Below are 26,079 nucleotides of genomic sequence, written 5' to 3'. Positions count from 1 at the left end.
TTATATTAGTGATGGAAATTTTATACTCGGTTTCCACAAAAAAAGGCAGCTTATTTTGCTACCTTCTCAATTAAATATTTAGACTTGATTTGTTGAAAACTGTTTTCAGGTTTACTAGCTAAATTTCAATTAGCTAGCAACTATTGACAATTTTACCTATTTGCTAGCTTCTTAGTTCTCAGCTTACGCAGACGAATAGATTCAGGAGTTACTTCTACAAGCTCATCAGAACCAATATATTCTAATGCCCGTTCTAGACTCATTTCTGTAGGTGATTGAAGTTGAACCAGTTCGTCTCCGCCAGCTGCACGGTGGTTAGTTAGCTGCTTGGCTTTACAGACATTGAGGTCTAAATCTTGAGAACGATTATGTTCACCAACAATCATGCCCTTGTACACTTTAGTACCAGGAGTGATAAAGAATACTCCTCGATCTTCAGCGTTTTTAAGCGCGTAAAATGTTGCCACGCCTTCTTCAAAAGCAATAATCACGCCATTGAAGCGAGTTTCTAATTCTCCAGAAAAGTTGCGATACTCTAAGAAACTATGGTTCATAATTCCTTCGCCACGAGTCATCCGCACGAAATCTCCACGGAAACCAATTAAACCCCTGGCTGGAATAACAAACTCTAGCTGAGTACGTCCACTGCTATTCTGCATATCTTTCATCTCGCCTTTACGCTGACCAAGACGCTCAATACAGCTACCAACAGCAGCTTCAGGAACATCTAATACCAGATATTCAAAAGGCTCACAAGGCTTGCCGTTAACTTCACGATAGATTACCTGGGGTTGAGATACCTGAAACTCATATCCTTCACGGCGCATAGTTTCAATTAAGATACCTAAATGTAGTTCACCTCTACCTGATACGAGAAATTGCTCGGCTGATTCTCCATCTTCTACACGCAGAGCTACATTGGTTTCTAATTCTCGCATAAGGCGATCGCGAATTTGTCTAGAAGTTACAAAATTTCCTTCTTGTCCTGCAAAAGGTGAATTGTTGACCGAGAAAGTCATTTGTAGAGTTGGTTCATCTACCTTGATCAAAGGCAGTGCCTGAGGCTCACTAGGACACGTAATCGTCTCGCCGATATTGGCATCAGCAAAACCCGCCACCGCGACAATATTACCAGCACTAGCTTCATCTAATTCCACTCTGGCTAATCCTTTAAAGCCCATGAGCTTAGAAATTTTCGACTTGACGATCTTGCCGTCTTCTTTAATCAGCGCAGCTTGTTGTCCAGCTTTTAAGACACCGTTATGGATTCTTCCAATAACAATCCGACCTAAATAGTCAGAGTAATCAAGAGTAGTAACCTGTAGCTGTAAAGGCTTTTCAACGTCTCCTGCTGGTGGTGGAACATGATTGAGAATCGCCTCAAATAAAGGCTCCATATTTACCCCTTCTTCTTCTAGGGTTTCTTTGACATAACCCTCTAATCCCGAAGCATAAAGAGTGGTAAAGTCGCACTGGTCATCGTCTGCACCCAACTCCACAAATAGATCGAATACTTTATCTACCGCACCATCAGGGTGAGCGCGGGGACGATCAATTTTGTTAACTACAACAATAGGACGTAAGCCTTTTTCTAAGGCTTTTTTAAGTACAAAGCGAGTTTGGGGCATTGGTCCTTCGTTGGCATCAACGATTAGCACACAACCATCAACCATACCCAAAACTCGTTCTACTTCTCCACCAAAGTCAGCGTGTCCAGGAGTGTCAACGATATTAATTAAGGTATCTTGATAGTTAACGGCAGTATTCTTGGACAAAATCGTGATTCCTCGCTCTCTTTCGAGATCATTGGAGTCCATGACACAATCTGGTACTTCTTCCCCTTCGCGGAAAATTCCCGATTGTTTAAGTAATGCGTCTACGAGAGTTGTTTTACCATGATCGACGTGGGCAATGATTGCAATGTTACGAATGGGAAGAGACATAAAGGTAGTCTATAGACTTTTGTATCGTTAGCTCAAAGTTTCTTAATAATTATAACTCAGTTCCGTTTTTATTTATATTTAGATGTTATGAGCAGTAAATTTATTAGACGAAAACGCAGCTTTTGGCTAGTCGCTATTTTGGGTATAATTTTTGACCAAATAACTAAATATTTAGTAGTCCAGAACTTTACCAACGTCGGCGACAGTATTCCCTTATGGCAAGGCGTATTTCATCTAACTTATGTAATCAATACAGGGGCAGCTTTTAGCTTTTTTACAGGACAGGTAGATATATTGCGCTGGATTTCGCTAATTGTCAGTTTATTATTAGTTATTTTTGTTTGGTATACTCCAAAACTAACTTTGATCGAGCAACTGGGCTATGGATTTATTTTATCTGGGGCGGTAGGCAATGGTATTGACCGCTTTTTATTTGGTTATGTAGTCGATTTTATAGATTTTCGTTTGATCAACTTTCCCGTATTTAATGTCGCTGATGTAGCAATTAATCTTGGAGTATTACTATTGCTAATTGCCAGTTTCACTCCACTTTCTAAACCTCAAAAAAAGGTAGATCGAAAATAATCCCTGGACAGTACCGCCTCGCTCAAGAAGAAGTTAGCAAGTAAATATTGCTACTAGTTTCAAGCTGAATAAACAAAAAGTCGCTCAAAAAAGCTATTAACTATTTACCTGGGTAAACTTTAGAGCGCAGCGCTGACGAGCAGTCCGCCCGCTTAGGGCGGGCTTCACAGCTTTGCTGTGTGCAGCGCAAACTCATCGGCGGCTAATAGCTAATAGCTAGGGCAAAGCTCTTTACCTTGTTCTGTAGGTTCGATAATTTATATTGGGGAAAATATTATCAATTTTCTCGACTTTTTCTAACCAACCAGAATCAACTTTGCCAATCAAAATATCATCGTAAATTTTATTAAAGCGAAGTAAATGCGATCGCGTTCTACGGATAGCATAAGGTACCATTGTCCCTGTACGCATAATAAATGCCCAATCAGAAGATTGTGCCAACAGCACTTCTCTAGCAGCTTGGTTTAAGGCTCGCCATTCCAATTCATCAGCAGGTTCGCGATTGGCTAGTTGAATCATTCTTTCCGCTGCTTTGTGAAGATGGGGATAAACCCAGGCGTTCGTCTCATTTAACCAATACTCATGGAATCCTTTATAGCCCCAGCTAGACTGAGAAGGGCGACAAACCTGTTGCGTCGGCTGTTGCTGAAGATAATCCGACAGATGAGTCATTTCGTAGGTATTTTGATCGTACCAACTCTTACGAAACAGAAAATCAATAAACTGAGGTCCTTCATACCACCAGTGACCAAATAACTCAGCATCATAAGGAGAAACTACAATTGGTGGTTGTTGCAGCATTGAGTGCAGGTTGCCAATTTGCCGCTCTCGATTGTACATAAAATTGCTTGCGTGTTCGGCCGCCTTTTCCCTTGCCCAATAAGGATCGTAAAGACCTTTCTCGGATAAGCCTCCATCGCGACTGGTAATTTTATGATATTTGATACCTGTATTCTTCCTTTGACCGTTAGGCATAATATAAGGCTTAATATATTCATATTCAGCCTCCCAGCCCAAATCTTTATAAAATTCGCGATATTCTACTGCACCTGGATAACCTACTTTAGAAGACCACACCTGTTGAGAGGATTCATGATCGCGACCAAAGGCAGCTACTCCCGTTTCCGTATAAATGGGGGCGTAAGAGCCATTACGAGGACGAGGACGAGCATAGAGAATACCATGTCCATCAGTTAAAAAATAGCGCAAGCCAGCATCGGCAAGCATTCTTTCGAGACCTTCATAATAAGCACATTCTGGTAGCCAAATTCCTTTTGGGGGACGACCAAAATTATCCTCATAATGTTCGCAAGCCACTTTGATTTGCGACCAGACGGCTTGAGGATACATCTTCATCAAAGGAAGATAACCGTGAGTAGCACCACAGGTAATAATATCAAGGTTGCCACTATCTAGAAACTGTTTAAATGCTCCTACTAAATTGCGATCGTAACTTAACCAGGTTTTGCGTATTTGGTTAAAAGAATTAGCATAATATTCAGCCAAATAGAGCATATGACCATTATGCTGATGACGCTCAATTTCTTTGTCAATTAATTCTTGGAGTTGAGCGAGATGAGCGTCATAACGGTCTTGCAATAATTCGTCCCGTAACATCGACACCAGAGGAGGTGTCATACTCATAGTCATTTTAAAATCGACCCCATCTCGCTTCAAATTTTCAAATACCTGAAGCAAGGGAACATAGGTTTCGGTTATGGCTTCAAACAACCATTCTTCTTCCAAGACAAAATCGCTTTCTGGATGTCGGACGAAAGGTAAGTGAGCGTGTAAGACAAGAGCAAGGTAACCAAGAGCCATGATAATGTAATGTTTCTAAAAATTTTTTATTTAGAGGCTGTAAACTCATCGCGTTAGACTTCAAGACTTAGGTTACATCATTAGCTAGAAGATTAACGATTTTTTATTAATGATGAACGGTAATTCACTATTGATTTTCAGCCTAGAGCTTAAAGCTGTCGAAGACCTAAATTAGGGAACTAAGGCAATCTGGGTAAATTTTATGATATCTTACATAGTGTCTTTAGAAAAAGTTTAGCTTGTAGATAAATTGCTTTTTAATAGTGGACGTTTCCTAAGTAATTATTGCTTTTTAGCAGACCAAAAATCTTAAGATAACTACTATTTTGTTAATGTTAAAAAACAACTGTCATGTCTGTTGTCTTTTTAACCTATAAAGGTAGAGGCTTTCATAATATGTATTGGGTTTTCGTAATTTAGTGTTGCAATCTAATCAGCAATATTTTGACCATCAGGAGAATAGCGTTGAGGAACTATCCCTTCAACTATTATTGTTCGTAGACAAACGCTCATCTTCACAAAAGCAGGTGCGGAAAATTAGAACCTACTTAGAAAAATTAAGCTCTGAGTACTTTTTTAAGCTAGATGTAATTGAAATTGAAAAACAGCCACATCTAGTCGAATATTTAAAGCTAGTTGCTACTCCTGCTCTAGTAAAAATATCTCCTACACCAAGGCAAACCTTAGCTGGTGGTAATTTAATCGAGCAATTAGAGAAATGGTGGCCAAAATGGCAAGCTACTCAAGAAGAATTGAAAGTTAAAAGTAGTCATAACTTGCTAGAAAGTACCTCTACTCATGGCATAAACCAAGAAGTCAACTATGCAGAAAAAATTCAGCTAAAGGATGAAATTTTTGCTTTAAAGCAGGAAAGGGAAGGATTGGTGGCTCAACTACGATTTAAAGACCAAATTTTAGCTATATTAGCTCATGATCTGCGTACACCACTAACAGCAGCATCAATGGCAGTAGAAACCTTGGAATTATCTGAGCAGAATGAACAGCTAGAAGCAGAAAAGCGCAAATATCTAAAGCAAAGGCTGTTTAAACACGCTAAAAATCAGTTTGGCATTATGGATAGTATGATTAGCGAATTACTACAAAGTTCGCAAAATGTAAATGCCAAGCTACAGATAAATCCTAGCTCTTTAGATCTTAAGCGACTGTGCCAGGAAGTCGTTGCCCAGTTCGATTCTAGACTTTTAGAAAAGTCAATGATTTTTAAAAAAGATATTCCTCAAGATATTCCTTGCGTCTATGCTGATGAAGAATTAATTAGACAGCTAATTAGTAATCTGTTAGACAACGCTATTAAATACACTCCAGAAAGAGGTCAAATATCTTTATCTGTTTTGCATCGCACGAATCAAAAAGTTCATGTGAGTATAAGCGATACTGGACCAGGTATTCCTCCAGAAACAAGGGAGCAAATATTTGAAGATAATTTTCGCTTGCAGCGCGATCGCGATCGAGAAGGCTACGGCATTGGTTTGGCAATGTGTCAGCAAATTGTCTGTGTTCACCACGGTCAAATTTGGGTCGAAAGTTCCCCCGAAAATGGTAGCTGTTTTCAATTTACATTACTAGTGTATAAGTAGTTTTCTCGTCATAGACGAGAAAACGTCATGACTTTTTATGGTTAGTTTTACCTTTTATAGTTCTGTATAACTTTAATTTATTTATGCAGTTTTTAATTTTTTACTTGCTATAATCCTTGCAGAATTTAGCTCAAAAATAATATTGCTATTTTTCACCAATCAAACTCACACAATTTTTATGTCAAATCAACAGCATATCTATTATGTCTTCAGCAACTTTTCAAAATAGACAAGTTAAATACTCCATCGTCATTCCCATTTTCAACGAAGAAGCAATCTTACCTGAATTATGGCGACAGTTAAGCATAGTCATCGATCAGCTTGATGGTCTATGCGATGTCGTTTTTGTAGATGATGGTAGTAGCGATAATTCCTATCAGATACTATCAGAATTACACCGTAAACATAGCGAAATTAAAATTCTTCGCCTCTCTAGGAATTTTGGGCATCAACCTGCTTTAACTGCGGGAATTAAAAACGCATCAGGTAATGCTGTGATTTTGATGGATGGAGATCTTCAAGATTCACCTCAGACAATTTTGAGATTTATCGATAAGTGGCATGAAGGTTACGATGTTATTTATGCTGTACGGGAAAAACGCAAAGAATCTTGGCTAAAAAGATTAGCTTTTGTATCTTTTTATCGTCTGTTAAACTTCTTCTCAGGACAAAAACTGCCTCTAGACGCAGGTATTTTTTCCTTGATGGATCGTCAGGTAGTAGAAGCTTTATGTCAAATGCCTGAACGCAATCGCTATCTTAGTGGCTTAAGAGCTTATACAGGTTTCAAACAAACAGGAATCATGGTAGAAAGAGGATCTCGGTATAAAGGTGAACCTAAAGTCACTGTCACTAAGCTATTTAAATTAGCATTTGACGGTATCTTTTCTTTTTCAATTATTCCTCTAAGAATCGCCACTATATTTGGTTTTGTCTGCGCCATTGTGGCTTTTGTACTGGGGCTAACAGGCTTATATTTTAAACTTATTTTGGGTAAGACCTTTTTGTCCTGGACTTATGGATTGACTACCACTTTTTTTATGGGTGGAATCCAGCTAATCTTTCTAGGAATTATCGGCGAATATATTGGTCGTATTTATGACGAGGTAAAGCAAAGACCTTATTACTTAATCAAAGAGACTCAGGGTTTTAGTAAATCGGAGCAAAGAATACATGAAGAACTTTCCCTTTAAATTATTGGCAATTATTCCAGCTTTAATCTTAGGATTGTTAGTTTGGAAATATGGGTTGAATATTCTATTTTGGGACGAATGGGATATATTTGGTGCAGACTCAGTTGCACACAATTTAGGCACTCTTACCTGGGATAATATGTTTGCCCAGCACAATGAAAGCCGTAATTTTTTTCCTCGCTTATTATCTGCTTATTTCTCTCGCTTTACTAGCTGGAATCCTTTCTACGGAATGACAGCTAGCATTTTACTAGCCAGTCTTACTTCTTTTAATATTTATCATTTAAGCACAATAACCTTAAACAGTAGCTGGGCAAAAAGACTAATTCTTTTGGCTCTGGCTAATTTATTGATTTTTAGCCCTATGCAATGGGAGAATTGGCTTTGGGGATTACAGTGGATTACATTTATACCTATTGCCATAATTACATCTGCCTTGGCGATTATTTTTTCGCAAAATTCTCTGTTTATTAAATTTTTCAGTAGCTTATTATTAGCGATATTTGCCACATTTTCTTTTGCCAATGGCATGATTAGCTGGATTGTTATTTTTCCAGCCTTAATTTTGGTTACTAGGAAAAGCAAAAGTGCTTTAACCTTAATGACTGCTGGCTGGTTATTTTCGTCTGCTTTAGCTTTTGCAGTTTATTTTCACGACTATCATCGCCCAGCTAATAGTCCTGGCTTTTTCGATGCCTTGACTCAACCTATTAATGTCATACTCTATTTCTTAGCATTTCTTGGTTCTCCTTTGGGAGTTAATGACTTAGTTTCTAGCCAAATTATTGGACTTTGCATCCTATTTCTACTTGCTTTGGTATGTTTCTACCTAATTAAAATAAATCGTAGCGAAAAACTTTTATTTCAAGTATTTCCCTGGTTGTGCATTGTTAGTTACACCTTGGGGAGTGCAATTTTGACCACTATGGGCAGATTAGGACTGGGAATGCAATTTTCGCTTTCTTCTAGGTACGTTACCTTTTCTACCTATGCCATTGTTGGTCTAATTTATTTATTAGCTATTTTGGCTGAAGATTTAAAGCCTCATTTAAATATTCAAGGCAGTAGATATTTAAAAACGCTGAAAAGAATTATTACTGTATCAATGGTCGGTTTTTTGCTGCTTTATCCTGCCAATTTTACTTCAGGTGTCAATGCAATGGTCGTCAATCATAAAAACAAGCTTTATGCCAAAGCCTGCTTAAGTATGATGTATGTGGTCAAAGATGAGGAATGTTTAAAACAATTTCTTTTTCCCGATCCTATATTTTTGGCTGACAGGATAGTTGAACTCGATCGCTTGGGCATAATACAACCGCCTTTAATTCTTGGCAACACTATGCAAGGAATGACAAGTCCCAGCATTTTTGAGGCGATTAAATACGGTCAGTTTGATGGCGTAACTAAAGGTGAAAATAATACCTATATTGCATCTGGATGGTCTATTCTTCCTCAATATCGTACTGCTGCTCATGCTGTCATTTTGGCATATCAAACCCCAGATAATCTCGATCATCCTTTTGCTTTAGTACAACCTCAGATTGAAAGGTTAGATGTAGCGGCTGAAGTAGGGGAGCCAAAATACAAAATTTCAGGATGGAGCAAGACTTTTTCTCGAGATTTAATTCCCAAGGACGCAGTTGCAGTAAGTGCTTGGAGTTATGATAGTAGAGTTGGCAGAGCTTACAAAATACAGCTTACCTATCCTATTAATCCCCTAAAATAGACTTTTTCTATATTTACAATGCGTCAGTTCGAGTTAAGGCAATTTTGAGAGTAATTTTACAGAAAAACACTATTTTCAGCCAACGAAACAACAAGGATTTTGCTTATCCCAAACTCAGGTTACATTAATAATTTCTTAATTTTTTTAGGTCAAATTTAAATTGATAGTATTTTGAAAGCAATTTTGCTTAACAGCGAATAAGGTAGATTAATTTTTTCACCCACTTTAATAAACACAAAGTAAAACTTATGTTGAATATTTTTCGTAAAACAGCCAAAATAATCTTACCAAAATCGACTGTTTATAGCATTAAACGTCAGATTGAAGAAAATGGTTTTAAGCGATATGTTCGAGAAAAGCTTGAGTCCAACTATCGTTCAGTCAATCCAGGTGCAGTTCCGCCAAAAGAGCTAATTGCCCAGACTGCTGCACTAAATGAACAAGAATTAGAAAGACAAAGTAATAGTGATGTTTATTTTGAAACTGGTTACTTTGAAGTTTTGCGCCTATTCAAAATCTTAGATCACTTTAATATTAACCCTAGAACTATTGGTTCAATTTATGAATTAGGCTGTGGTACAGCAAGACTGTTGAGACATTTTCGCTACATTGATGGTGTTAGATTGGTTGGATCAGACGTTAATCCCCAAATGATTGAATGGTGTCAAGCAAACTTACCTGAGATCGAGTTTTATCATAACGAACTTACACCTCCTCTGGCTTTTGCCGAAGATAATTCATTTGATTTGATGTTAGCCTCTTCAGTTTTCACTCATATTCCTCTCGAAACCCAGGAGTTATGGCTAGCTGAAATGCAAAGAGTTTTACGCCCTGGTGGTATATTTATTTGCTCAGTATTAGGTCAGTTTCACGCCAATGCGCTGTTAGATAGCGAAGAGATGCAGAAGCTACAAACTAAAGGTAACTTAACTCTTACTTCAGATGACTCCCAAGCGACATATTCAACTCGCGTTGGTGGTTCTGCTTGGGATGTTTTTCAAACTCGCTCTGAAGTGATCAAAGTCTTTGGTTCGTTTTTCCAGATAGTAGATTATATACCTGGGGTACAGGACTTTTTAGTCTTGTATAAGCCCGTTCCTGCGGTTTCTGTGGTGATGAATTCTGTTCCCTTTCCTGCTCAAAAGTATTAAAAACCTACTTATTAGATTAGTAGTTAAAATTCGATAATTTTTGTTTATACCTCGTTTGTTTTCTATAAGCTTTATAGCTCCAAAGAAAGATACAGACCGAAATAGTAATTGATAAGGCAAAATAAGTTTACTTCAGCTATTTACTGCCCCTATAGCCAAAGTGATTATCAAAGAACCCCAAATGGAAATACTAGATTTATCAACGACGATAAAAAGCGATCGCATCAATCAGCAGCTTAATTGGAGTTTTAACTATGTCAGCTACGAAGAAGGTTTAGAACAAATCTCTGTTTGGCAACAACAAGGGGTAATTGACAAAAAATGACTTTTTGGTTCTTGTTTATCTATTAAAATAAAAAACCCAGTCACGATTATTCGTAACTGGGCAGAACTATTAATCAATGCCTTCAATTCTGTCTTCCACTTCTTGATACAGTTCACGTAAGCGATCGAGGTTTTCTTCATTGGTTTCCCAGTAACCACGACCATTTACCTCTAACAAAGTACCCACAATCTTACGGAAGGAATTGGGGTTCATATCCATTAGACGTTTGCACATCTCAGGGTCGTCAATAAAAGTAGTATTAACATCTTCATATACCCAATTATCGACCGCATCGGCTGTAGCAGACCAACCCATTGTGTTAACTAAACGCTTAGATAGTTCCCGCACACCTTCGTAACCGTTACTAAGCATTCCTTCGTACCATTTGGGGTTAAGCATTTTGGTACGAGCATCCAAACGCACAGTCTCTGATAAGGTACGAACTTGAGCATTGGCAGTAGTAGTATCTGCAATATAGGCAGTGGGTTTTTTGCCATCATCTCGTAGACTAGAAACGATCTTAGTCGGATCGGAATCGAAGTAATGAGATACGTCAGTTAAGCTAATCTCTGATGAGTCTAAATTTTGGAAAGTTACATCTGCTCTTTTTAGGGAAGATTCAAACAAACCACGACTTTCATCCATTACCCCTGGGTTATCAGAATTAAAGGCAAAGGATTTACGGTTTAGATACATATCCTGTAATTCTTTTTCTTCTTCCCAACTGCTGTTTTCGACTGCCAAGTTGATGTTGGAAGAGTATGAACCAGAAGCATTAGAAAATATACGGGTTGCTGCTTGGCGCACGTTGATTCCCATTTCCTCGGCTTGTTCTAAGGCGTGTTTACGCACAAAGTTCATAGCAACAGGTTCGTCGGCTTCGGCTGCCATCTTGACACCGCGATCGAGTAAATTCATTTGGTTGATAAACAAGTCACGAAACACACCAGAACAGTTAACTACCACATCAATACGGGGACGACCTAGTTCTTCTAAAGAAATTAACTCTAGCTTGTTAACTCGACCGAGTGCATCAGGTACAGGACGTACACCCACCATCCACATGATTTGTGCCAAAGATTCACCATAGGTTTTGATGTTGTCTGTTCCCCAGAGGACACAGGCAATGCTTTCGGGGTAGTTACCACCGTTATCAAGTCTTTGACGCTCAATCAATCGGTCTACAACAACCTTGGCTGATTGAACTGCTGCTAATGTCGGAATAGACTGAGGATCTAAGGCATGGATGTTTTTTCCAGTAGGTAGAACGTTAGGGTTACGAATGGGATCGCCACCCGGCCCAGGTAGTACATATTCTCCTTCTAAAGCTTGAAGTAAGCCACCTAATTCGTTATCGGCACATATTTGTTCTAGACAGAATTCTAAATATTCAACTAAAGGTTTAAGTGCTTCTGTATCAACGTTGTTGTAGCCGTGTTTATTTAACGCTTCTAACCAAGGTGCTTTCTTACCAATGTTAAAGAAGTTGAGCTTAGACACCATTGATACTCTGCCATCAGCATCGATTTGCGCCTGAACCAAAGCACCTACCGCAGCACGAGTTGCCTGGGTAATATCTTGGAATAGCTGCACGTCTGCTAAGATACCGCGATCGTTGTTGGTGTAGATTTCATCAATGTTTCTACCGATGCTGTTGGCAATAAGGCGAGGAAAAGAAATAATCCCTTCTTCTTCACGGTCTAAGTTGGAGATACTGACTAACGTGGCGATCGCTTCTTCAGCAGTCGGCGGTTTACCTATAATGTGTAAGCCACAGGGAAGTAAACGAGACTCGATTTCCATTAGCTGTTTGTAAACCAAACCAATTATCGTATCTCTTTCCTCTTGAGTCATCTCTTTGGCAGAGTGGTCAGGGAAAGCAATATCTTTGTCTAGATTACAAATCCGCGCCTGATCCATGACCGTATCAACGATTTGCATACCACGACCACCATCTTTGAGGCTTTGATACGAACCAATTAAATCACCCAGTTCTTTCAAGCCTTTATACAGTCCAGCGTTTTCGGCGGGAGGAGTGAGGTAAGAAATGGTAGAAGCGTAGCTACGACGTTTGGCAATAGTTGCCTCAGAAGGATTATTGGCTGCGTAATAGTAGATGTTGGGAATACTACCAATTAAGCTATCAGGATAACAGTCGCCTGACATACCCATTTGTTTCCCTGGCATAAATTCTAGTGAGCCATGAGTACCAAAGTGCAGCACCGCATCGGCTTTCCAGATATGCTCTAGGTATGTATAGTAAGCTGCAAAACCATGATGAGGAGAAGCAGAGCGAGAAAACAACAGGCGCATGGGATCGCCTTCGTAACCAAAGGTAGGCTGTACGCCGATAAAAACCTTGCCAAATTCTTTCCCGTAGATCAGTAGGTTTTTGCCGTCAGTGTTGAGGTGTCCTGGAGGTGAACCCCAGTTTTCTTCTAGCTTGACGGAGTAGGGAGTAAGACGTTCATACTGTTCTACTGACATCCGATGAGCAACGTTCAACTCAGGAGAAGCATACTGTGCTTGAGCATCATGAATTACTGCCTGCATTAATTCTTCAGGAGAATCTGGCAAGTCTTGAATGTCATAGCCGTTATCTCTTAAGCCCTTCATTGCCTCATAAATTGAGCCAAATACGTTTAGGTAAGCTGCTGTACCCACGTTACCTTTATCGGGAGGGAAACTAAAAACGGTAATCGCTACTTTCTTGTCTAGCTTAGGTTTCTTACGTAAGCTGCCCCATTTCATCGCCCGACGAGCGATCGCCTCTACCCGATCTTGTAAAGCAATGGATTTGCCTGTTGCCCCATCTCTACCAGAGGCAATGATTGGCTCGATCGCTCCGTCTAATTCTGGAATAGCAATTTGCAGTGCTACCTGGATAGGATGTAAACCTAATTCGCTCTCTTCCCATTCCTCTGTAGTTTGGAATACCAGAGGTAACGCCACCATGTAGGGACGGTTAAGGCGTTTTAGTGACTCGATCGCTTTGGGATGATCTTGTCTGGCTGGTCCACCAACTAAAGCAAAGCCTGTCAAGGAGACTACCACATCAACTATTGACTGCTGTTGACCTTCTTGCCAGAAGTAAGCATCTACAGGTTTAGAAAAGTCTAGTCCCCCAGCAAAAACGGGGATAACTCGCGCTCCCATACACTCTAGTTCCTGTACCATTGCCACATAGTGAGCATGGTCTTGTGTTGCTAAGTGGGTGCGTTGCAATACCAAACCGACGCAGGGTGCTAAAGGATCTTTGAGATCGTTAGCAATATCTGTACGATTGTTAAACCAAGTTAAATACTCCTGAATATCCTCAAACATCTTGGGTGCGAGAGGATGCCAGATACCCATATCAGGGTAGGTAATTGGTTCAGCGTATTGCTTATTGCTACCTTGTCTGTCTGGATAAACATATTTGTCCGACAGCATCAATAAGAAGTTCTCTAAATTGTCGGCATTACCACCCAACCAATACTGAAAACTCAGCATAAAGTTGCGCGCATCCTGTGCCTTTTCCACAGGTAAGTATTTCAGCACTTTGGGTAGAGTCCGCAATAGCTTGAGCATTGCATCCTGGAACGAACTACCAGACTTTCCTTTGCGCTTACGCATAAATTGAGCGATCGCACTTTTAGACTGTCCCAACTGTGCCATTGAAAAGCTGCCCATTTTATTAAGGCGCATTACTTCTGGCATGGAAGGAAAGACTACCGCAGCGTCTAAGTTATCGCGATGGGGAGTTACCGCTTCGACTACTTTTTGTGCTAAATCTTCGACAAATATCAAAGAGGCAATAAATATATTTGCTTGGGCAACATCTTTTTTGAAGTTGCTAAAGTTTTCTTCGTCTCTTAATTCTTCGATTAAATAGCCACTAAGTTCAATGGCTAGGTGGGGATTATTGCTATTGATCGATCTCGCGGCTTCAGTCAGGGTGCTTTGATACTGAGGCTCTAGCACGACATAGACCACCCTGAGCAGATCGCGTCCGTTAACGGCATCTGGCTTAACGTGACGAACGGTTGACTTGACCTGGGTGAACATATAGCTTGACTCTCCTTAAATAATGGCGGTTTGAACGGGTTCTTGGGGCAAAGTTCGCTCTTTACTTAATCCCATACAAATGTCTTATGTAAAATATTCTTATCAAAAAAAGATACTCGAAATCTGTCAAACACTTTATCTGACACAATTCGATAACAATAATTAAACATTACGTAACAAACCTTAGCAGAATTTGTGAGTAAACACTTACATCATTTTTACATTGCTTAATAAACCAATATTTGACAAAAAAAATTTCACTTCTGTAGAAGGCAGAAGTGAAATTAACTTTCAAGGGTAACAATTCGGATTTAATTATTTCCCAAAGCCTTTAGCGCGATCGCTTTTTGGCAGACATACGCAATTATTAATTTGTTGGCGGAGGGTTTCTTCATCTAGATTTTGACCAATCAGAACTAGCAGATTTTTCTTTTCGCCTTGCCATTCTTCGTCCTCTAGAGTAAATCGCTTACCACTAAGGTGAAAAATATGGCGTTTAGGACTTTCATCAAACCACAAAATACCTTTAGCGCGAAAAATATTTTCTGGTAACTGATTGTCTAGAAAGTACTGGAATTTGCGAATGGCTAAGGGTTTATCAAACTGAAATGACATGGAGGAAAAACCGTCATTTTCTAAGTGATGGTCATGATCGTGATGGTCATGATGGTGATCGTGATGATCATGATCGTGGTGTTCATGATCGTGTTCGTGTTCGGCTGATTCAGTCTGTTCATAATATTTGTCAGACTCAAACAAACCAACGCTTAAAATCAGGGGAAGAGATACCTGAGAGTTTTGAGTACGCAGAATACGCGCATCTTTTTTCATATCTTTAAGTCTGACTTCTAAAGCATCTACATCTGCTTCATCTACCAAGTCAGTTTTATTAAGAACAATCACATCACCATATTGAATCTGACTTTGTGCAGCTTCGCTATTAAATAGATCGAGGCTAAAGTTAGCGCAGTCTACCATAGTTACAATTGAATCAAGGCGAGTCATGTCCCGCAATTCTGTTCCCAAAAAGGTCAACGCCACAGGTAGCGGATCGGCTAATCCGGTTGTCTCTACTACTAGGTAATCAATTTTTTCTTCTCGTTCAAGTATTTTGTAAACGGCGTTAACTAGGTCTTCGTTAATGGTGCAGCAGATACAGCCGTTATTTAACTCGACCATGTTTTCATCGGTAGTAACAATTAGCTCATTATCAATGCCAATTTCACCAAATTCATTGACTAAGACTGCGGTTTTAATTCCTGCTTGGTTGGTCAGAATATGGTTGAGTAGTGTTGTTTTACCGCTACCAAGAAAACCAGTAATAATAGTAACGGGCAAACCTCCTTTAGACATATCCATGTCAGAAGGTGCTTGAACTTGAGTATTAACAGATGTCATAGCGATCGCTTTTCTAATATTGTCGGACTAGGGAAATGCTCATCATTTATTGTAAGTTTATTATTACTTAATCAGACTTGAGTTTGCCGATCCTTACTAAATCTATTCAGAAATTTGGTAGTTAATCATGTAGCCTAAAGTCTAAAGCTAAACCAGGGGTATCATGCTGCGAAAAATATTTATAAAAATAAGCCATAGATGGTTCTATTTCTTAATTTTTGGCATAATTGCGATCGCAATTATTCTTACCAATGCCCAGCCACTAAAATCTCAAACTGTTGCTGAGGAAAAGCCACCAGCAAAAGACCTGGTAGATTTAGGGGCGTTTTCTGACATGATTGCCAATGCAGAGAACAGATGGGAAAACGATTACGAAGGCTATTTTCAACGCAACTTTGCTAGTAGTTCTCGCTCTGCCTGGCAAATTGCTGGACATTTAAATGAAATCAGCGAGTCAACGGGGATCAAACCAGCAGTTATTTGGATGATGCCTCAAGATGATTTCTTGCATTTAATGTTGATTACTCCCGATCGCCAGTTTATAAATAAAGAAATTAGGGCTGCCAAACTTGACAGGTTAACTTTAAGAATTGAAGAATTAGAGTCAGAAATTACCGATACTCTATCCTTGGACTATTTACCTCCAGCGAGGATACTTTACCAATGGCTGTTTAAACCTTTAGAGCCATATTTAGAAGCAGAAAAAATTGATACTTTACTACTTTGTACGGGTTCTAGCTTACGATCTCTTCCTTTTGCTGCACTCCACGACGGAGAAAAGTTTGTGATTGAGAAGTACAATCTGGCTCTTATTCCAGCATTTAATCTGACTGATACTAGCTATAAACCTGGAACAGATAAAAAGGTTCTGGCAATGGGAGCATCAGAGTTTAAAGACTTACCATCTTTGCCAGGGGTAGAGGTAGAGCTAAATACTATTGTGCCTAAGTTATGGTCTGGACTAAAGATAGTTGACAAAAAATTTACTATTCAAAATCTCAAAAAAGCTCATCAGCAAGGAGGTTTTGATATTATTCATATTGCCTCCCACTCCAGGTTTAGTTCAGGTTCACCAGAGTATTCATATATACAGTTTAGCGATCGCAAATTAAGTTTAGAAGAGCTTGCTGATTTAAAATTAAAATTGCCACCAGTAGATTTATTAGTTCTTAGTGCTTGTGAAACTGCTTTAGGGGATAAAGATGCTGAATTTGGTTTTGCAGGATTAGCTATGCAGGCGGGAGTCAAATCGGCTTTAGCAAGTTTGTGGAATATCAACGATGCTGGAACAGTTGTTTTGATGAGTGAGTTTTATCAACAGCTAAAATCAAGCCCAGTCAAAGCGGAAGCTTTAAGACAGGCTCAAATAAATATGTTGCAGAAGAAAGTTTTTGTCGAAGGAACTGAAGTCAGAGGTTCAAAAGTGGAGATAGATTTGCCTGATAACATCACCGAAGCTGAATCGCAAAATTTCGATCACCCCTATTACTGGGCAGGATTTACTCTTATTGGTAATCCATGGTAGATAACAGTTAGGGCAGTTAGGGCAGTTTTATTTCTGACCTTTAACCTTTAACCAACGAATCACCGACCTCAGATCGACGGTGAGGAATCAACTTCAGCAACTAGCGGATGCTGCGATCGCCTGATGAATTGATTGCTATTTGCCTTGAACTAGAAGAAATATCGGCACAACGTAAAGCTTTAGAAGAAAGAGAAAAAATCATCACAGCAAAATGCGGCCTTTACCTCAAAGAAACGAATTTAGAAAATGTGTCTTTGAAAAATGGTCGCCAAGTAGTGCGTGTAGATAGTATTGTTGGCATTGGATCTAACATTCCATTAGAAGAACTTGCCGAAGAGTTTAAGACAACAATGCTAAAACATAGATTTGTTAACAGACTCTGGGAAGAAGGAAAGTTGGATGATAAATTATTTAGTTACGAAGAAAAATGGAGTATTAAATTTAAGAACCTGTAGCTTTCAGGGTAGATTAGCAAACTTTTATCTAACCAAAAGTTGGTTTATATCTTGCCCGTTTATAAGATAAGATTTTGATTATTTAGCGTTTTTTGTTTGGAAGTATTTTCTGAATTGTTTGCGCTAACTTTGGAGAACTGTGACGAATACAGTTAGTTTGTTTATCTTCATCTAAAACATCGGCAAATATTACCTGACGACCTAACAAAGCAATTTCTTCTCGATCAACAATTACTGGATAAGAACCTTCTTGAGCATATTTAGCTAAGGCTGCTGAGTAGAGAGGTTGACTATTAACACAATTACTTCACCAAATAGTTTTTGATCACAGGCTTTGTCGATCGCTTTAATATGTTCTGAGACACTATATCCATCAGTCTCCCCAGGCTGGGTCATAATATTGCAGACATAAATACGAGGAACTTTTGCTAGGGCGATCGCATCTCTTATCTCTGACACTAATAAGTTAGGGATGATATCGGTACAGCTTGGACACACAAGTAAACGGGTTCAATGACTGCCGAAATGGAAGAAATGTTAATTAATGCTACGCCCATGGCAAGAAGAGGTACACCAGAAGAAATGGCAGTCTGCGCTTTTATCACCTGGGATGAGGTAAGCTATGTTACAGGAGCATTATGGCTAGCTGATGGTGGCGTAACTGTAGCTAAAGGCGGTGTCGGTAAGCAAACCCCTGAAGAGTTGCGAGAATTACCTCAAGGAAAACTGCGTTTGGATCATTCCTAAAAAGGGTTAGATAATAAACAAATACAGACAATTATGTAAATCTAATATGCAACTTCGACAAAAGGCGATCGCAACTATTGTTTTAATCGCAGTAGTCGGTTTAACTCTCACCTCTACCCTGGTTCATTTATTAACCGAATCATGGTGGTTTGATGCCGTGGGTTTTGCCGATGTATTCTGGACGAGAATTACCTGGCAAATTGCGCTTTGGGTTGCTACCTTCGCTATTTATGGTTTATTTATCTGGTTCAATTATTGGTTAGCTAATCGGTTTACTCGCGGTAGCTCTTTTAGCTTTTTAGCAGGTACAGAATTCGAGCCATATACCAAGACTATCGCTAACTTATCGGCTTTAGTTGTTGCTTTTATAGTGGCAATAAGTGCTGCTAGTGCCAGTGCCAAATTTTGGTCAACCAGCCTTAAGTTTGTTAACGCCACTGACTATAACCGCGCCGATCCGATCTATAGCAAAGATGTCGGATTTTATCTGTTTAAACTGCCTTTCTATCAAGGTTTGCAGACATGGTTGTTTACCTTATTAGTATCGGGGCTGTTAATTGCGATCGCCGTTTATTTATCTAAAGGCGTAATCGGCATCAGCTTTACCCTGCCAAACCTTGGAGGTAAAAAGCTCACAGGACAAAAACTAAAGTTTGAACGTCAGTGGCAAAGTAATTTTCAAAATAGACAGAAAGCTCATATTATTTTACTGTTAGCTGCGATCGCCATGGTCACTGCGATCGACTTCTGGCTCAAGCGTTACGACTTGCTCTATTCTGCCGATGGTGTAGTTTGGGGGGCTGGCTATACCGATACCCACGCTAGACTGTTTTCCTATTGGGTAATGGGAATTGGTGCGTTAGTTCTGGGGGGATTTTTAATTTTAGCCGTATGGTTACGTCGTCCAAAGCTGCCTCTTTATGGCGTTGTTGCATATATATTGATTCTCTTTTTAGTCAACGGGATTTATCCAGAGTTGCAGCAAAAGTTTAGTGTTGAACCAAACGAACTAGATAAGGAATTGCCCTATATCAAAAATAGCTTGGCGTTTACGCGAGAGGCATACAGCTTAGAAGCGATTGATACTCAAAACTATCCCGTCGCCAATAACCTGACTAACGAAGTGTTACAGCAGCAACAGGGAACAATCCAAAATATTCGCCTCTGGGACTATCGCCCGCTTCTCAGTACCTATCGTCAACTGCAAGAAATTCGCCCCTACTACTCGTTCAACGATGTTGATATCGATCGCTATACTCTAGATGGTAACTACCGTCAGGTAATGTTATCTCCCAGAGAATTAGACTACGAACGAGTTCCCCAACGAGCAAAAACCTGGGTCAACCAACGGCTTAAATATACTCACGGTTACGGACTGGTAATGAGTCCCGTCAATAAAGTGACAGAGGATGGTTTACCAAAATTATTTATTCAAAATATTCCTCCCGTATCCGAAGTAGATCTACAGGTTAAAGCCCCTGCCATCTATTATGGTGAATTAACGGATGACTATATCTTTACAGGCACTACTACTCCAGAGTTTGACTTTCCCCAAGGAAATGCAAATGCCTTTACTCAATACGATGGTGTAGGTGGTGTCCCGATGGCTGGTTTTATTCGTAAGCTAGCTTATGCCTACGATTTGGGTAGCTTAAAGATTCTAATTTCTAACTATTTCACCAATGATTCCCGCATTCACTACTATCGCCAAATAAAAGAGCGTGTAAGCCATGTCGCCCCTTTCTTACAGTTAGATAGCGATCCTTATATTGCGCTAATTGACGGTAGGTTGCAGTGGATAATCGATGCCTATACCAAGAGCGATCGCTTTCCCTATGCCGAACCAGTTGAGCCAGGAATCAACTACATTCGTAATTCCGTTAAAGTTTTAGTGGATGCTAAAGACGGCACCATGCAGTTTTTGGCTGTTGATGAAAACGAACCCGTCTTGGCTACCTACCGTAAAATATTTCCCAAACTTTTTCAAAGTCAAGCAAGTATTCCTCCCCAGGTAAGAGAGCATTTTCGCTATCCTTTGGATCTATTTAAAATGCAGGCGAAGATGTATCTGGCATATCACATGAACGATCCCCAGGTATTCTATAACCGCGAGGATCTCTGGCGTTTTGCCACCGAAAACTACGAAGGAAATCAACAGGCGGTCGAGCCTTACTATCAAATCATGAATTTGCCAGGGGAATCAAAAGAAGAGTTTGCGCTAATTTTGCCCTTCACTCCCGTCAGCAAAGACAACATGATTGCCTGGATGGCTGCCCGTTCTGATGGTGAAAACTATGGCAGTATGCTGCTGTATGAGTTTCCTAAACAGAAACTAATTTATGGACCTTTTCAGATCGAGGCGAGAATCGATCAAAACCCCGATATATCCCAGCAGTTAACCCTTTGGAGTCAAAAAGGTTCGCGGGTAATTCGCGGCGATCTATTAGTAATTCCCATCGATGATTCTTTACTCTATGTTGAACCTGTTTATTTACGCGCCGAACAAGGGGAACTACCAGAGTTGAGAAGAGTTATTGTTGCTTACGATAAGGAAGTAGTCATGCGTCCTAATTTAGAAGAGGCTTTAACCGCACTATTTGGCAATGAAGATATTCCCCAAATAGCTCAACCATCTCAACCATCAACCCCCATAAATGCCGATTCAAATCTGGTTCAACAGGCAGCAGAGGCTCTTGGAAAGGCAGAAACAGCACAGCGTGAGGGCAATTGGGCAGAATATGGTCGCTATCAACAGCAGCTTAAACAGATAATTCAGCAGCTACAAGAATAAGAAGTTACTTAGCAATAAATATAATGAGCGATCGCTGGACGAGAAAACAAATACAGTTTAATAACTTTGCTATCTCTTATCAAGAAGGGGGGCAAACGGCTGGTGAAACGATCTTATTCATCCATGGTTGGGGTATATCTACTGAACCGTACCAAGATTGTTTAGAGGCTTTGGCTGAAAAATACTGGGTCATTGCTCCAGATTTACCTGGATTTGGGCGTTCTACTTGCGATCGCTCTTTATCGAGCTATCAAACTTATGCTAACTGCCTTCTACAACTAATCGATTGCTTGAACCTTAATAAATTTCAGCTTATGGGACATTCCTTTGGAGGCGGAGTGGCACTGGCGTTGGCTGCTGCTATTCCCGATCGAGTTAGTAGTTTAATCGCGATTAACAGTACGGGTATACCGATGATTTCTTTATTTGAGACTATTAAAGGAAGATTCGCCGAACTACCGCAACAATTAGATCTCTCAGGCTGGATAAACTTTTCAATAGTCATGCAAGCTTTGGGACATAATGCAATCTTCCACAGTCAACATTGTATCGAAGGGGCGCAAATTGCTTTTAATGAAGATCTTAGACCCTGGTTGAACCAATTAAGACTTCCTTGCTTAATTTTATGGAGCGATCGAGATTATTTTACGCCCATAAAAATTGGCTACGCCCTAGCAGAAGCAATTCCCAATGCCAAATTGCAAATTATTCCTGATGCCTACCATGAGTGGTGCATGATGCAGCCAAAAACTTTGGCAGATATAGCTTTTGATTTTTTTCAATCAATAAAATCTCAATTTACAGTTAACTATGAATCAGCATAACTATAAATTGCTATCTACAGCTTTTCTCACCCTAATGGCGATCGCTATTATCTAAAGCGATCCTCTAAATTCAAGTCAGGGAATTGCTCAAGCTAGTTTAATTCCTGCCCCCAGTTTACGAAAATAAGAATCTGTTGTGCCAAAAAGAAGCAGCATAGCTAATATATTTACCCCAGAAGAAGCGGAAACTCTGTTACAGCAGGGTAAAAACGACTAATAAGATTTATCTGGGCAAATTCTGATAAGCCAATAATGTTCCAGCTTCTTTAGTTAAATCATTGATATCAATAGGTTTATAGCAAATACTATTGGCATCTTTGGCAGCTTGGCGATCGACACTAACGTTTGCAGTCAAGAGTAAAACAGGAATATCCGACCAGCCACTATCTTTCAGACATTTCATAAATTCAATCCCCGATATATCTGGCATCATCAAATCTAAAATAATCAAATCGGGGCAGGCTTGCTCGATTTTTATGAGTCCATGTTTGCCATTGCAGGCAGTCCTTACTTTACATCCTAATGCCTCAAAGATAAACTGGATTAAAAGTAAATTGTCTTCGTAATCGTCAACTACAAGTATGTCTCGACCTTTATAAAAACACATTTAATTAGCTGTATAAATACTATAAATTTATTGTTATATATATTATTTATTAATGATAGTCCTTAAGACACATTTATCACTCTATAAAAAACTAGAAAATCTATATATAAAGATGATTTGAGACTGAATTTATCTAATGTCCTATAACGGACAGACAATAGCTATAGACTAATGAGATAATGAATAAGTATATGCTATGTCTAATAAATTTTTGCCGTTCGCTGTATAATTTAGTAGAAATACTCAATTAAGTTGCCAGGGTATCGAAAAGTGAAGAATTTAAACATTACTTCTAATTCCAGCGCAGCAGTCGGAATAATGTTTCAGCTTGCCGATGGTACTATTCAAACTTGTAATGCTGAAGCCAGTAAAATTCTAGGCTACGGTGTCGAGCAATTGATTGGGGCGGACTTCTTAGAGATATCATGGCAGACAATTCATCAAGACGGTTCTGTTTTTTTTCCTGAAACCTATCCTGCGATCGCTTCGTTAAGGACGGGTCAAGCTTATTCTGATGTAATTATGGGCTTTTATCAGCCTAGCGGAGACTTAATTTGGTTATCAATCGATACCCTGCCTCTATTTAAAGCTAACAATACCGAGCCTTATGGAGTAGAGGTAACTTTGACGGATGTTACTCAAGATATTAGTGCGAAAATTCCCCCCAGAACTCTACCAAAAGCAAGATCGTCACAGACTGTAACTAGTAGGCTACCAACAGATTCTCTTCCAGAGGTCGTATACGTCTTTGATGTCATCAAACAGGAGAATGTATATATCAATTCCCAAGCTTATGAATCTCTTGGCTATTCTCCTAAACAGATATTGGAGATGGGTGCAGACTTTGTAACTCAGGTAATGCACCCTGAAGATTTAGCTAAATTTCCCGCCCATATAGCTAGACTTCATCGTTCAAAAGAGGGAGAGGTGTTAAAGCTTGAATATCGAATGCGCCATCAAAACGGCGAGTGGCGTTGGTTTTGCAGTCAAGATCGGGTACATAGCCGTACAGCAGATAATTCGCTACAGCAAATATTGGGTATTGCTAGAGATATTAGCGATCGCAAACAAACAGAAAAAGCACTACAGCAGAGTAAAGATGAACTCAAGCTGATTACCGAAGTCATTCCCCAGCATATTTGGACGGTATTACCCAATGGCGAAGTAGACTATTTCAATCAACGCTGGCTAGAATATACGGGAATTGCTTTAGAAGGCACGCTTGACAGCGGTTGGTTAAGCGTCGTACATCCTGAAGATATATCTATAGTTAAGCAAACATGGGCTGAATCGGTAAGTTCAGCCAAAAAATACAGTGTAAAGGCTCGCTTGCGCGGTGCAGACGGCATATATCGCTGGTTTATAGTTAGAGCTATACCATTACATAACGAACAGGGAGAAATTGTTAAATGGTATGGTACGAATACTAGCATTACTAAAATCAAACAATTAGAAGAAAAACTCGTCAAGCAAACCGAAGATTTAATTAATGCCAATCGACTTAAAGATGAGTTTTTGGCAATTGTCTCTCATGAACTGCGTACCCCTCTCAATCCCATCTTAGGCTGGTCACAACTGCTTTTAAGTGGCAAACTTGATGCAGATAAAACGGCACAGGGAATAGCAATAATTGAAAAGAATGCTAAGTTACAGTCGCAACTAATTAATGATTTATTGGATGTTTCGCGTATTCTACGAGGTAAGCTTGACCTTAATAAAAACCCTCTTAATTTAGAATTAGTAATCAGATCGGCATTAACAACGGTTCAATTAGCAGCAGAGGCTAAATCAATTCAGGTTGAGACTAGATTTGAACCCAATATCGGACAGGTTTTAGGAGATGCAAACCGTCTGCAACAGATAGTCTGGAATCTTGTTTCTAATGCGATTAAGTTTACTTCAGAGGGCGGACGGGTAACTGTTACCTTAGAGAGTGATAACCAATACGCATTAATTCAGGTTACAGATACGGGTAAGGGAATTGAACCTGAGTTTATAACTCATGTCTTCGAGCGTTTTCGTCAAGCAGAAAGTAGCAGTACCCGTGAATTTGGTGGATTGGGTTTGGGTTTGGCAATTGTGCGCCAACTAAGCGAACTACATGGCGGTACAGTAGCCGTATCAAGTCCTGGTTTGGGTCGAGGAGCAACCTTTAGCGTCAGATTACCATTAATTAATGCACCATCAGTAGAGCAAACGGAAATAGATAACGAAACTATCGATCGCGCGGTTCAAGCAAATCATTTTAACGGTATCAAAATTATGGTGGTAGATGATGATGCAGACTCCCTCGATATATTAACCTTAGTTTTAGAACAAGAAGGTGCAGAAGTAAGATCGGCAAGTTCGGCAGAATCAACCTTAGAAGCTTTTAGTGAATCGACTCCCGATCTGATTATTAGCGATATCGGAATGCCTACAACTGATGGCTACACTCTGATAACTCAATTACGCGCTTTACCTCAAGGGAAAAATCTACCAGCGATCGCACTTACGGCTTATGCGGGAGACGGCGATCGACAACGCTCTATGGATGCTGGTTTCCAAAAGCATCTTTCTAAGCCAATTAATATTCCCGAATTAATTACTACAATAATTTTGCTAATGCAGTTAAGTAATTAAATAGTCTTGATTTACTATTTTACAGAAATCAGCGATTGTTAGCTTTTGATACATTTCTAACTTAGGCAATACATTTCAAGCATACTTTGCCAGAGTGATATCTACTATCTTTGGCGATCGCCTGTACTTAATGATGAATAAAATATGAGAGTTAAAAGCTTAATTAGTAAACTCTATAATTTGGCGACATCTACAAAATCTCGAAAGGTCTGATCTTAATAGATAAACAATGTTTAAATATTAAATAAAGATCAATCAGAAAAGGTTAAGCATGAACGCATCGGAAAGAGCTAAAGGTTTGAACATTACGACAAAAATTGCCTCTGTAGTTACTTTGTTTAAGACACAGTTTCCTGATGCCAAAGCCGATCTCAAACCTTGGACAAATGATCCTGACACTCTTGAGCTTGTCGATCCTGACTCTATTGATATCGGGTTTCATTTTCCTGGCTGGAGTAGACGTTATCAAAGCAACAGCATTTTAGTCCAGATTCGCTTTTACAAAGATCCCACTGAAGAGAAAGAAAAGTTTATTGGCATCGAAACCAGTGGCTTTAGTTATCTTGGTGAAGCCTGGAAATTTTCCACGGTGGATAGTTGGGAATGTGTTGGTCAATGCCAGCCAGCAGAAGATGCTGAACAACAGCTTAAGCTATTCTGCCGTCAGGTGTTTGAGTTGTTTAATTAACGGTTAGACGAGCGACCCCGCGTCGCCGACAGG

General features: G+C 39.6%; 19 protein-coding genes. 13 read left to right on the top strand and 6 right to left on the bottom strand.

Going from position 1 to position 26,079, the window contains the following annotated elements; genetic code table 11:
* Nucleotides 1-152: 152 nt before the first annotated feature.
* Nucleotides 153-1,943 (bottom strand): translational GTPase TypA, encoded by a 1,791-nt coding sequence (gene typA / locus SLP02_RS11570; RefSeq protein ID WP_319420807.1) that lies wholly within the window; start codon nucleotides 1,941-1,943, stop codon nucleotides 153-155.
* A gap of 87 nt (nucleotides 1,944-2,030) precedes the next feature.
* Here typA and lspA point away from each other — a divergent pair, with 87 nt between their 5' ends.
* Nucleotides 2,031-2,528 carry a signal peptidase II gene (gene lspA, locus SLP02_RS11565; protein ID WP_319420806.1) on the top strand — a complete coding sequence of 166 codons (498 nt, stop codon included), beginning with the start codon at nucleotides 2,031-2,033 and terminating at the stop codon, nucleotides 2,526-2,528.
* 231 nt (nucleotides 2,529-2,759) lie between these two features.
* Here the strand turns inward: lspA and SLP02_RS11560 are convergent, their stop codons facing one another.
* Nucleotides 2,760-4,349, bottom strand: coding sequence for a glycoside hydrolase family 57 protein (locus tag SLP02_RS11560; RefSeq protein ID WP_319420805.1), 1,590 nt, complete (start codon nucleotides 4,347-4,349; stop codon nucleotides 2,760-2,762).
* A 419-nt stretch (nucleotides 4,350-4,768) separates the two neighbouring features.
* Here SLP02_RS11560 and SLP02_RS11555 point away from each other — a divergent pair, with 419 nt between their 5' ends.
* The 5 genes from SLP02_RS11555 to SLP02_RS11535 all read left to right on the top strand — a co-directional run bounded on the left by SLP02_RS11555 (nucleotide 4,769) and on the right by SLP02_RS11535 (nucleotide 10,342).
* Nucleotides 4,769-5,947: a histidine kinase gene (locus SLP02_RS11555; RefSeq protein ID WP_319420804.1), complete on the top strand. Its 1,179-nt coding sequence runs from the start codon at nucleotides 4,769-4,771 to the stop codon at nucleotides 5,945-5,947.
* Between the two features lie 203 nt (nucleotides 5,948-6,150).
* Entirely contained in the window at nucleotides 6,151-7,140 is a 990-nt protein-coding gene (locus SLP02_RS11550; RefSeq protein ID WP_319420803.1) for a glycosyltransferase family 2 protein, read from the top strand.
* Nucleotides 7,121-8,866, top strand: coding sequence for a hypothetical protein (locus SLP02_RS11545; RefSeq protein ID WP_319420802.1), 1,746 nt, complete (start codon nucleotides 7,121-7,123; stop codon nucleotides 8,864-8,866). The genes SLP02_RS11550 and SLP02_RS11545 overlap by 20 nt, the downstream gene beginning before the upstream one ends.
* A gap of 248 nt (nucleotides 8,867-9,114) precedes the next feature.
* On the top strand, nucleotides 9,115-10,017 hold the full coding sequence (locus SLP02_RS11540) for a class I SAM-dependent methyltransferase (RefSeq protein WP_319420801.1): 903 nt from the start codon (nucleotides 9,115-9,117) through the stop codon (nucleotides 10,015-10,017).
* A gap of 160 nt (nucleotides 10,018-10,177) precedes the next feature.
* The gene (locus SLP02_RS11535) at nucleotides 10,178-10,342 is read left to right on the top strand and encodes a hypothetical protein (protein WP_319420800.1); all 165 of its coding nucleotides are present in this window, start codon (nucleotides 10,178-10,180) and stop codon (nucleotides 10,340-10,342) included.
* A 69-nt stretch (nucleotides 10,343-10,411) separates the two neighbouring features.
* Here the strand turns inward: SLP02_RS11535 and SLP02_RS11530 are convergent, their stop codons facing one another.
* The gene (locus SLP02_RS11530; RefSeq protein ID WP_319420799.1) at nucleotides 10,412-14,389 is read right to left on the bottom strand and encodes a magnesium chelatase subunit H; all 3,978 of its coding nucleotides are present in this window, start codon (nucleotides 14,387-14,389) and stop codon (nucleotides 10,412-10,414) included.
* A 315-nt stretch (nucleotides 14,390-14,704) separates the two neighbouring features.
* The gene (locus tag SLP02_RS11525) at nucleotides 14,705-15,787 is read right to left on the bottom strand and encodes a CobW family GTP-binding protein (protein ID WP_319420798.1); all 1,083 of its coding nucleotides are present in this window, start codon (nucleotides 15,785-15,787) and stop codon (nucleotides 14,705-14,707) included.
* 163 nt (nucleotides 15,788-15,950) lie between these two features.
* On the opposite strand from SLP02_RS11525, the gene SLP02_RS11520 reads away from it, so the two are divergent.
* Nucleotides 15,951-17,312, top strand: a complete 1,362-nt coding sequence (locus tag SLP02_RS11520; protein ID WP_319420797.1) for a CHAT domain-containing protein — start codon at nucleotides 15,951-15,953, stop codon at nucleotides 17,310-17,312.
* A gap of 107 nt (nucleotides 17,313-17,419) precedes the next feature.
* The gene (locus SLP02_RS11515; protein ID WP_319420796.1) at nucleotides 17,420-17,767 is read left to right on the top strand and encodes a hypothetical protein; all 348 of its coding nucleotides are present in this window, start codon (nucleotides 17,420-17,422) and stop codon (nucleotides 17,765-17,767) included.
* Nucleotides 17,768-18,031: 264 nt separating this feature from the next.
* Here the strand turns inward: SLP02_RS11515 and SLP02_RS11510 are convergent, their stop codons facing one another.
* On the bottom strand, nucleotides 18,032-18,226 hold the full coding sequence (locus SLP02_RS11510; RefSeq protein WP_319420795.1) for a 2-phospho-L-lactate transferase CofD family protein: 195 nt from the start codon (nucleotides 18,224-18,226) through the stop codon (nucleotides 18,032-18,034).
* Between the two features lie 54 nt (nucleotides 18,227-18,280).
* Between SLP02_RS11510 and SLP02_RS11505 the strand changes: the two genes are divergently transcribed.
* The 3 genes from SLP02_RS11505 to SLP02_RS11495 are packed head-to-tail and all read left to right on the top strand — an operon-like array spanning nucleotide 18,281 to nucleotide 22,129.
* Nucleotides 18,281-18,514: an SDR family oxidoreductase gene (locus SLP02_RS11505; protein ID WP_319420794.1), complete on the top strand. Its 234-nt coding sequence runs from the start codon at nucleotides 18,281-18,283 to the stop codon at nucleotides 18,512-18,514.
* 46 nt (nucleotides 18,515-18,560) lie between these two features.
* On the top strand, nucleotides 18,561-21,305 hold the full coding sequence (locus SLP02_RS11500) for a UPF0182 family membrane protein (RefSeq protein ID WP_319420793.1): 2,745 nt from the start codon (nucleotides 18,561-18,563) through the stop codon (nucleotides 21,303-21,305).
* Between the two features lie 23 nt (nucleotides 21,306-21,328).
* A complete protein-coding gene (locus tag SLP02_RS11495; protein WP_319420792.1) occupies nucleotides 21,329-22,129 on the top strand; it encodes an alpha/beta fold hydrolase in 801 nt (266 codons plus the stop codon).
* A 223-nt stretch (nucleotides 22,130-22,352) separates the two neighbouring features.
* On the opposite strand, the gene SLP02_RS11490 is transcribed toward SLP02_RS11495, so the two are convergent.
* Nucleotides 22,353-22,736 carry a response regulator gene (locus SLP02_RS11490; protein ID WP_319420791.1) on the bottom strand — a complete coding sequence of 128 codons (384 nt, stop codon included), beginning with the start codon at nucleotides 22,734-22,736 and terminating at the stop codon, nucleotides 22,353-22,355.
* 270 nt (nucleotides 22,737-23,006) lie between these two features.
* Here SLP02_RS11490 and SLP02_RS11485 point away from each other — a divergent pair, with 270 nt between their 5' ends.
* Nucleotides 23,007-25,358: a PAS domain-containing hybrid sensor histidine kinase/response regulator gene (locus tag SLP02_RS11485; protein WP_319420790.1), complete on the top strand. Its 2,352-nt coding sequence runs from the start codon at nucleotides 23,007-23,009 to the stop codon at nucleotides 25,356-25,358.
* A 271-nt stretch (nucleotides 25,359-25,629) separates the two neighbouring features.
* On the top strand, nucleotides 25,630-26,046 hold the full coding sequence (locus tag SLP02_RS11480; protein ID WP_319420789.1) for a hypothetical protein: 417 nt from the start codon (nucleotides 25,630-25,632) through the stop codon (nucleotides 26,044-26,046).
* Nucleotides 26,047-26,079 lie beyond the last annotated feature (33 nt).

Origin of the sequence: Pleurocapsa sp. FMAR1 (assembly GCF_963665995.1) — a bacterium.
GTDB lineage: Bacteria > Cyanobacteriota > Cyanobacteriia > Cyanobacteriales > Xenococcaceae > Waterburya.
Note: the sequence above shows the minus strand (reverse complement) of the source record. Positions and strands in the feature narration are given on the sequence as shown.

Coding starts and splice junctions, on each gene's coding strand:
- SLP02_RS11530 (WP_319420799.1), bottom strand. CDS start 14,389: ATGTTCACCCAGGTCAAGTCAACCGTTCGTCACGTTAAGCCAGATGCC.
- lspA (WP_319420806.1), top strand. CDS start 2,031: ATGAGCAGTAAATTTATTAGACGAAAACGCAGCTTTTGGCTAGTCGCT.
- SLP02_RS11505 (WP_319420794.1), top strand. CDS start 18,281: ATGACTGCCGAAATGGAAGAAATGTTAATTAATGCTACGCCCATGGCA.
- SLP02_RS11495 (WP_319420792.1), top strand. CDS start 21,329: ATGAGCGATCGCTGGACGAGAAAACAAATACAGTTTAATAACTTTGCT.
- SLP02_RS11515 (WP_319420796.1), top strand. CDS start 17,420: ATGCTGCGATCGCCTGATGAATTGATTGCTATTTGCCTTGAACTAGAA.
- SLP02_RS11550 (WP_319420803.1), top strand. CDS start 6,151: ATGTCTTCAGCAACTTTTCAAAATAGACAAGTTAAATACTCCATCGTC.
- SLP02_RS11480 (WP_319420789.1), top strand. CDS start 25,630: ATGAACGCATCGGAAAGAGCTAAAGGTTTGAACATTACGACAAAAATT.
- SLP02_RS11525 (WP_319420798.1), bottom strand. CDS start 15,787: ATGACATCTGTTAATACTCAAGTTCAAGCACCTTCTGACATGGATATG.
- SLP02_RS11545 (WP_319420802.1), top strand. CDS start 7,121: ATGAAGAACTTTCCCTTTAAATTATTGGCAATTATTCCAGCTTTAATC.
- SLP02_RS11490 (WP_319420791.1), bottom strand. CDS start 22,736: ATGTGTTTTTATAAAGGTCGAGACATACTTGTAGTTGACGATTACGAA.
- SLP02_RS11540 (WP_319420801.1), top strand. CDS start 9,115: ATGTTGAATATTTTTCGTAAAACAGCCAAAATAATCTTACCAAAATCG.
- SLP02_RS11560 (WP_319420805.1), bottom strand. CDS start 4,349: ATGGCTCTTGGTTACCTTGCTCTTGTCTTACACGCTCACTTACCTTTC.
- SLP02_RS11500 (WP_319420793.1), top strand. CDS start 18,561: ATGCAACTTCGACAAAAGGCGATCGCAACTATTGTTTTAATCGCAGTA.
- typA (WP_319420807.1), bottom strand. CDS start 1,943: ATGTCTCTTCCCATTCGTAACATTGCAATCATTGCCCACGTCGATCAT.
- SLP02_RS11520 (WP_319420797.1), top strand. CDS start 15,951: ATGCTGCGAAAAATATTTATAAAAATAAGCCATAGATGGTTCTATTTC.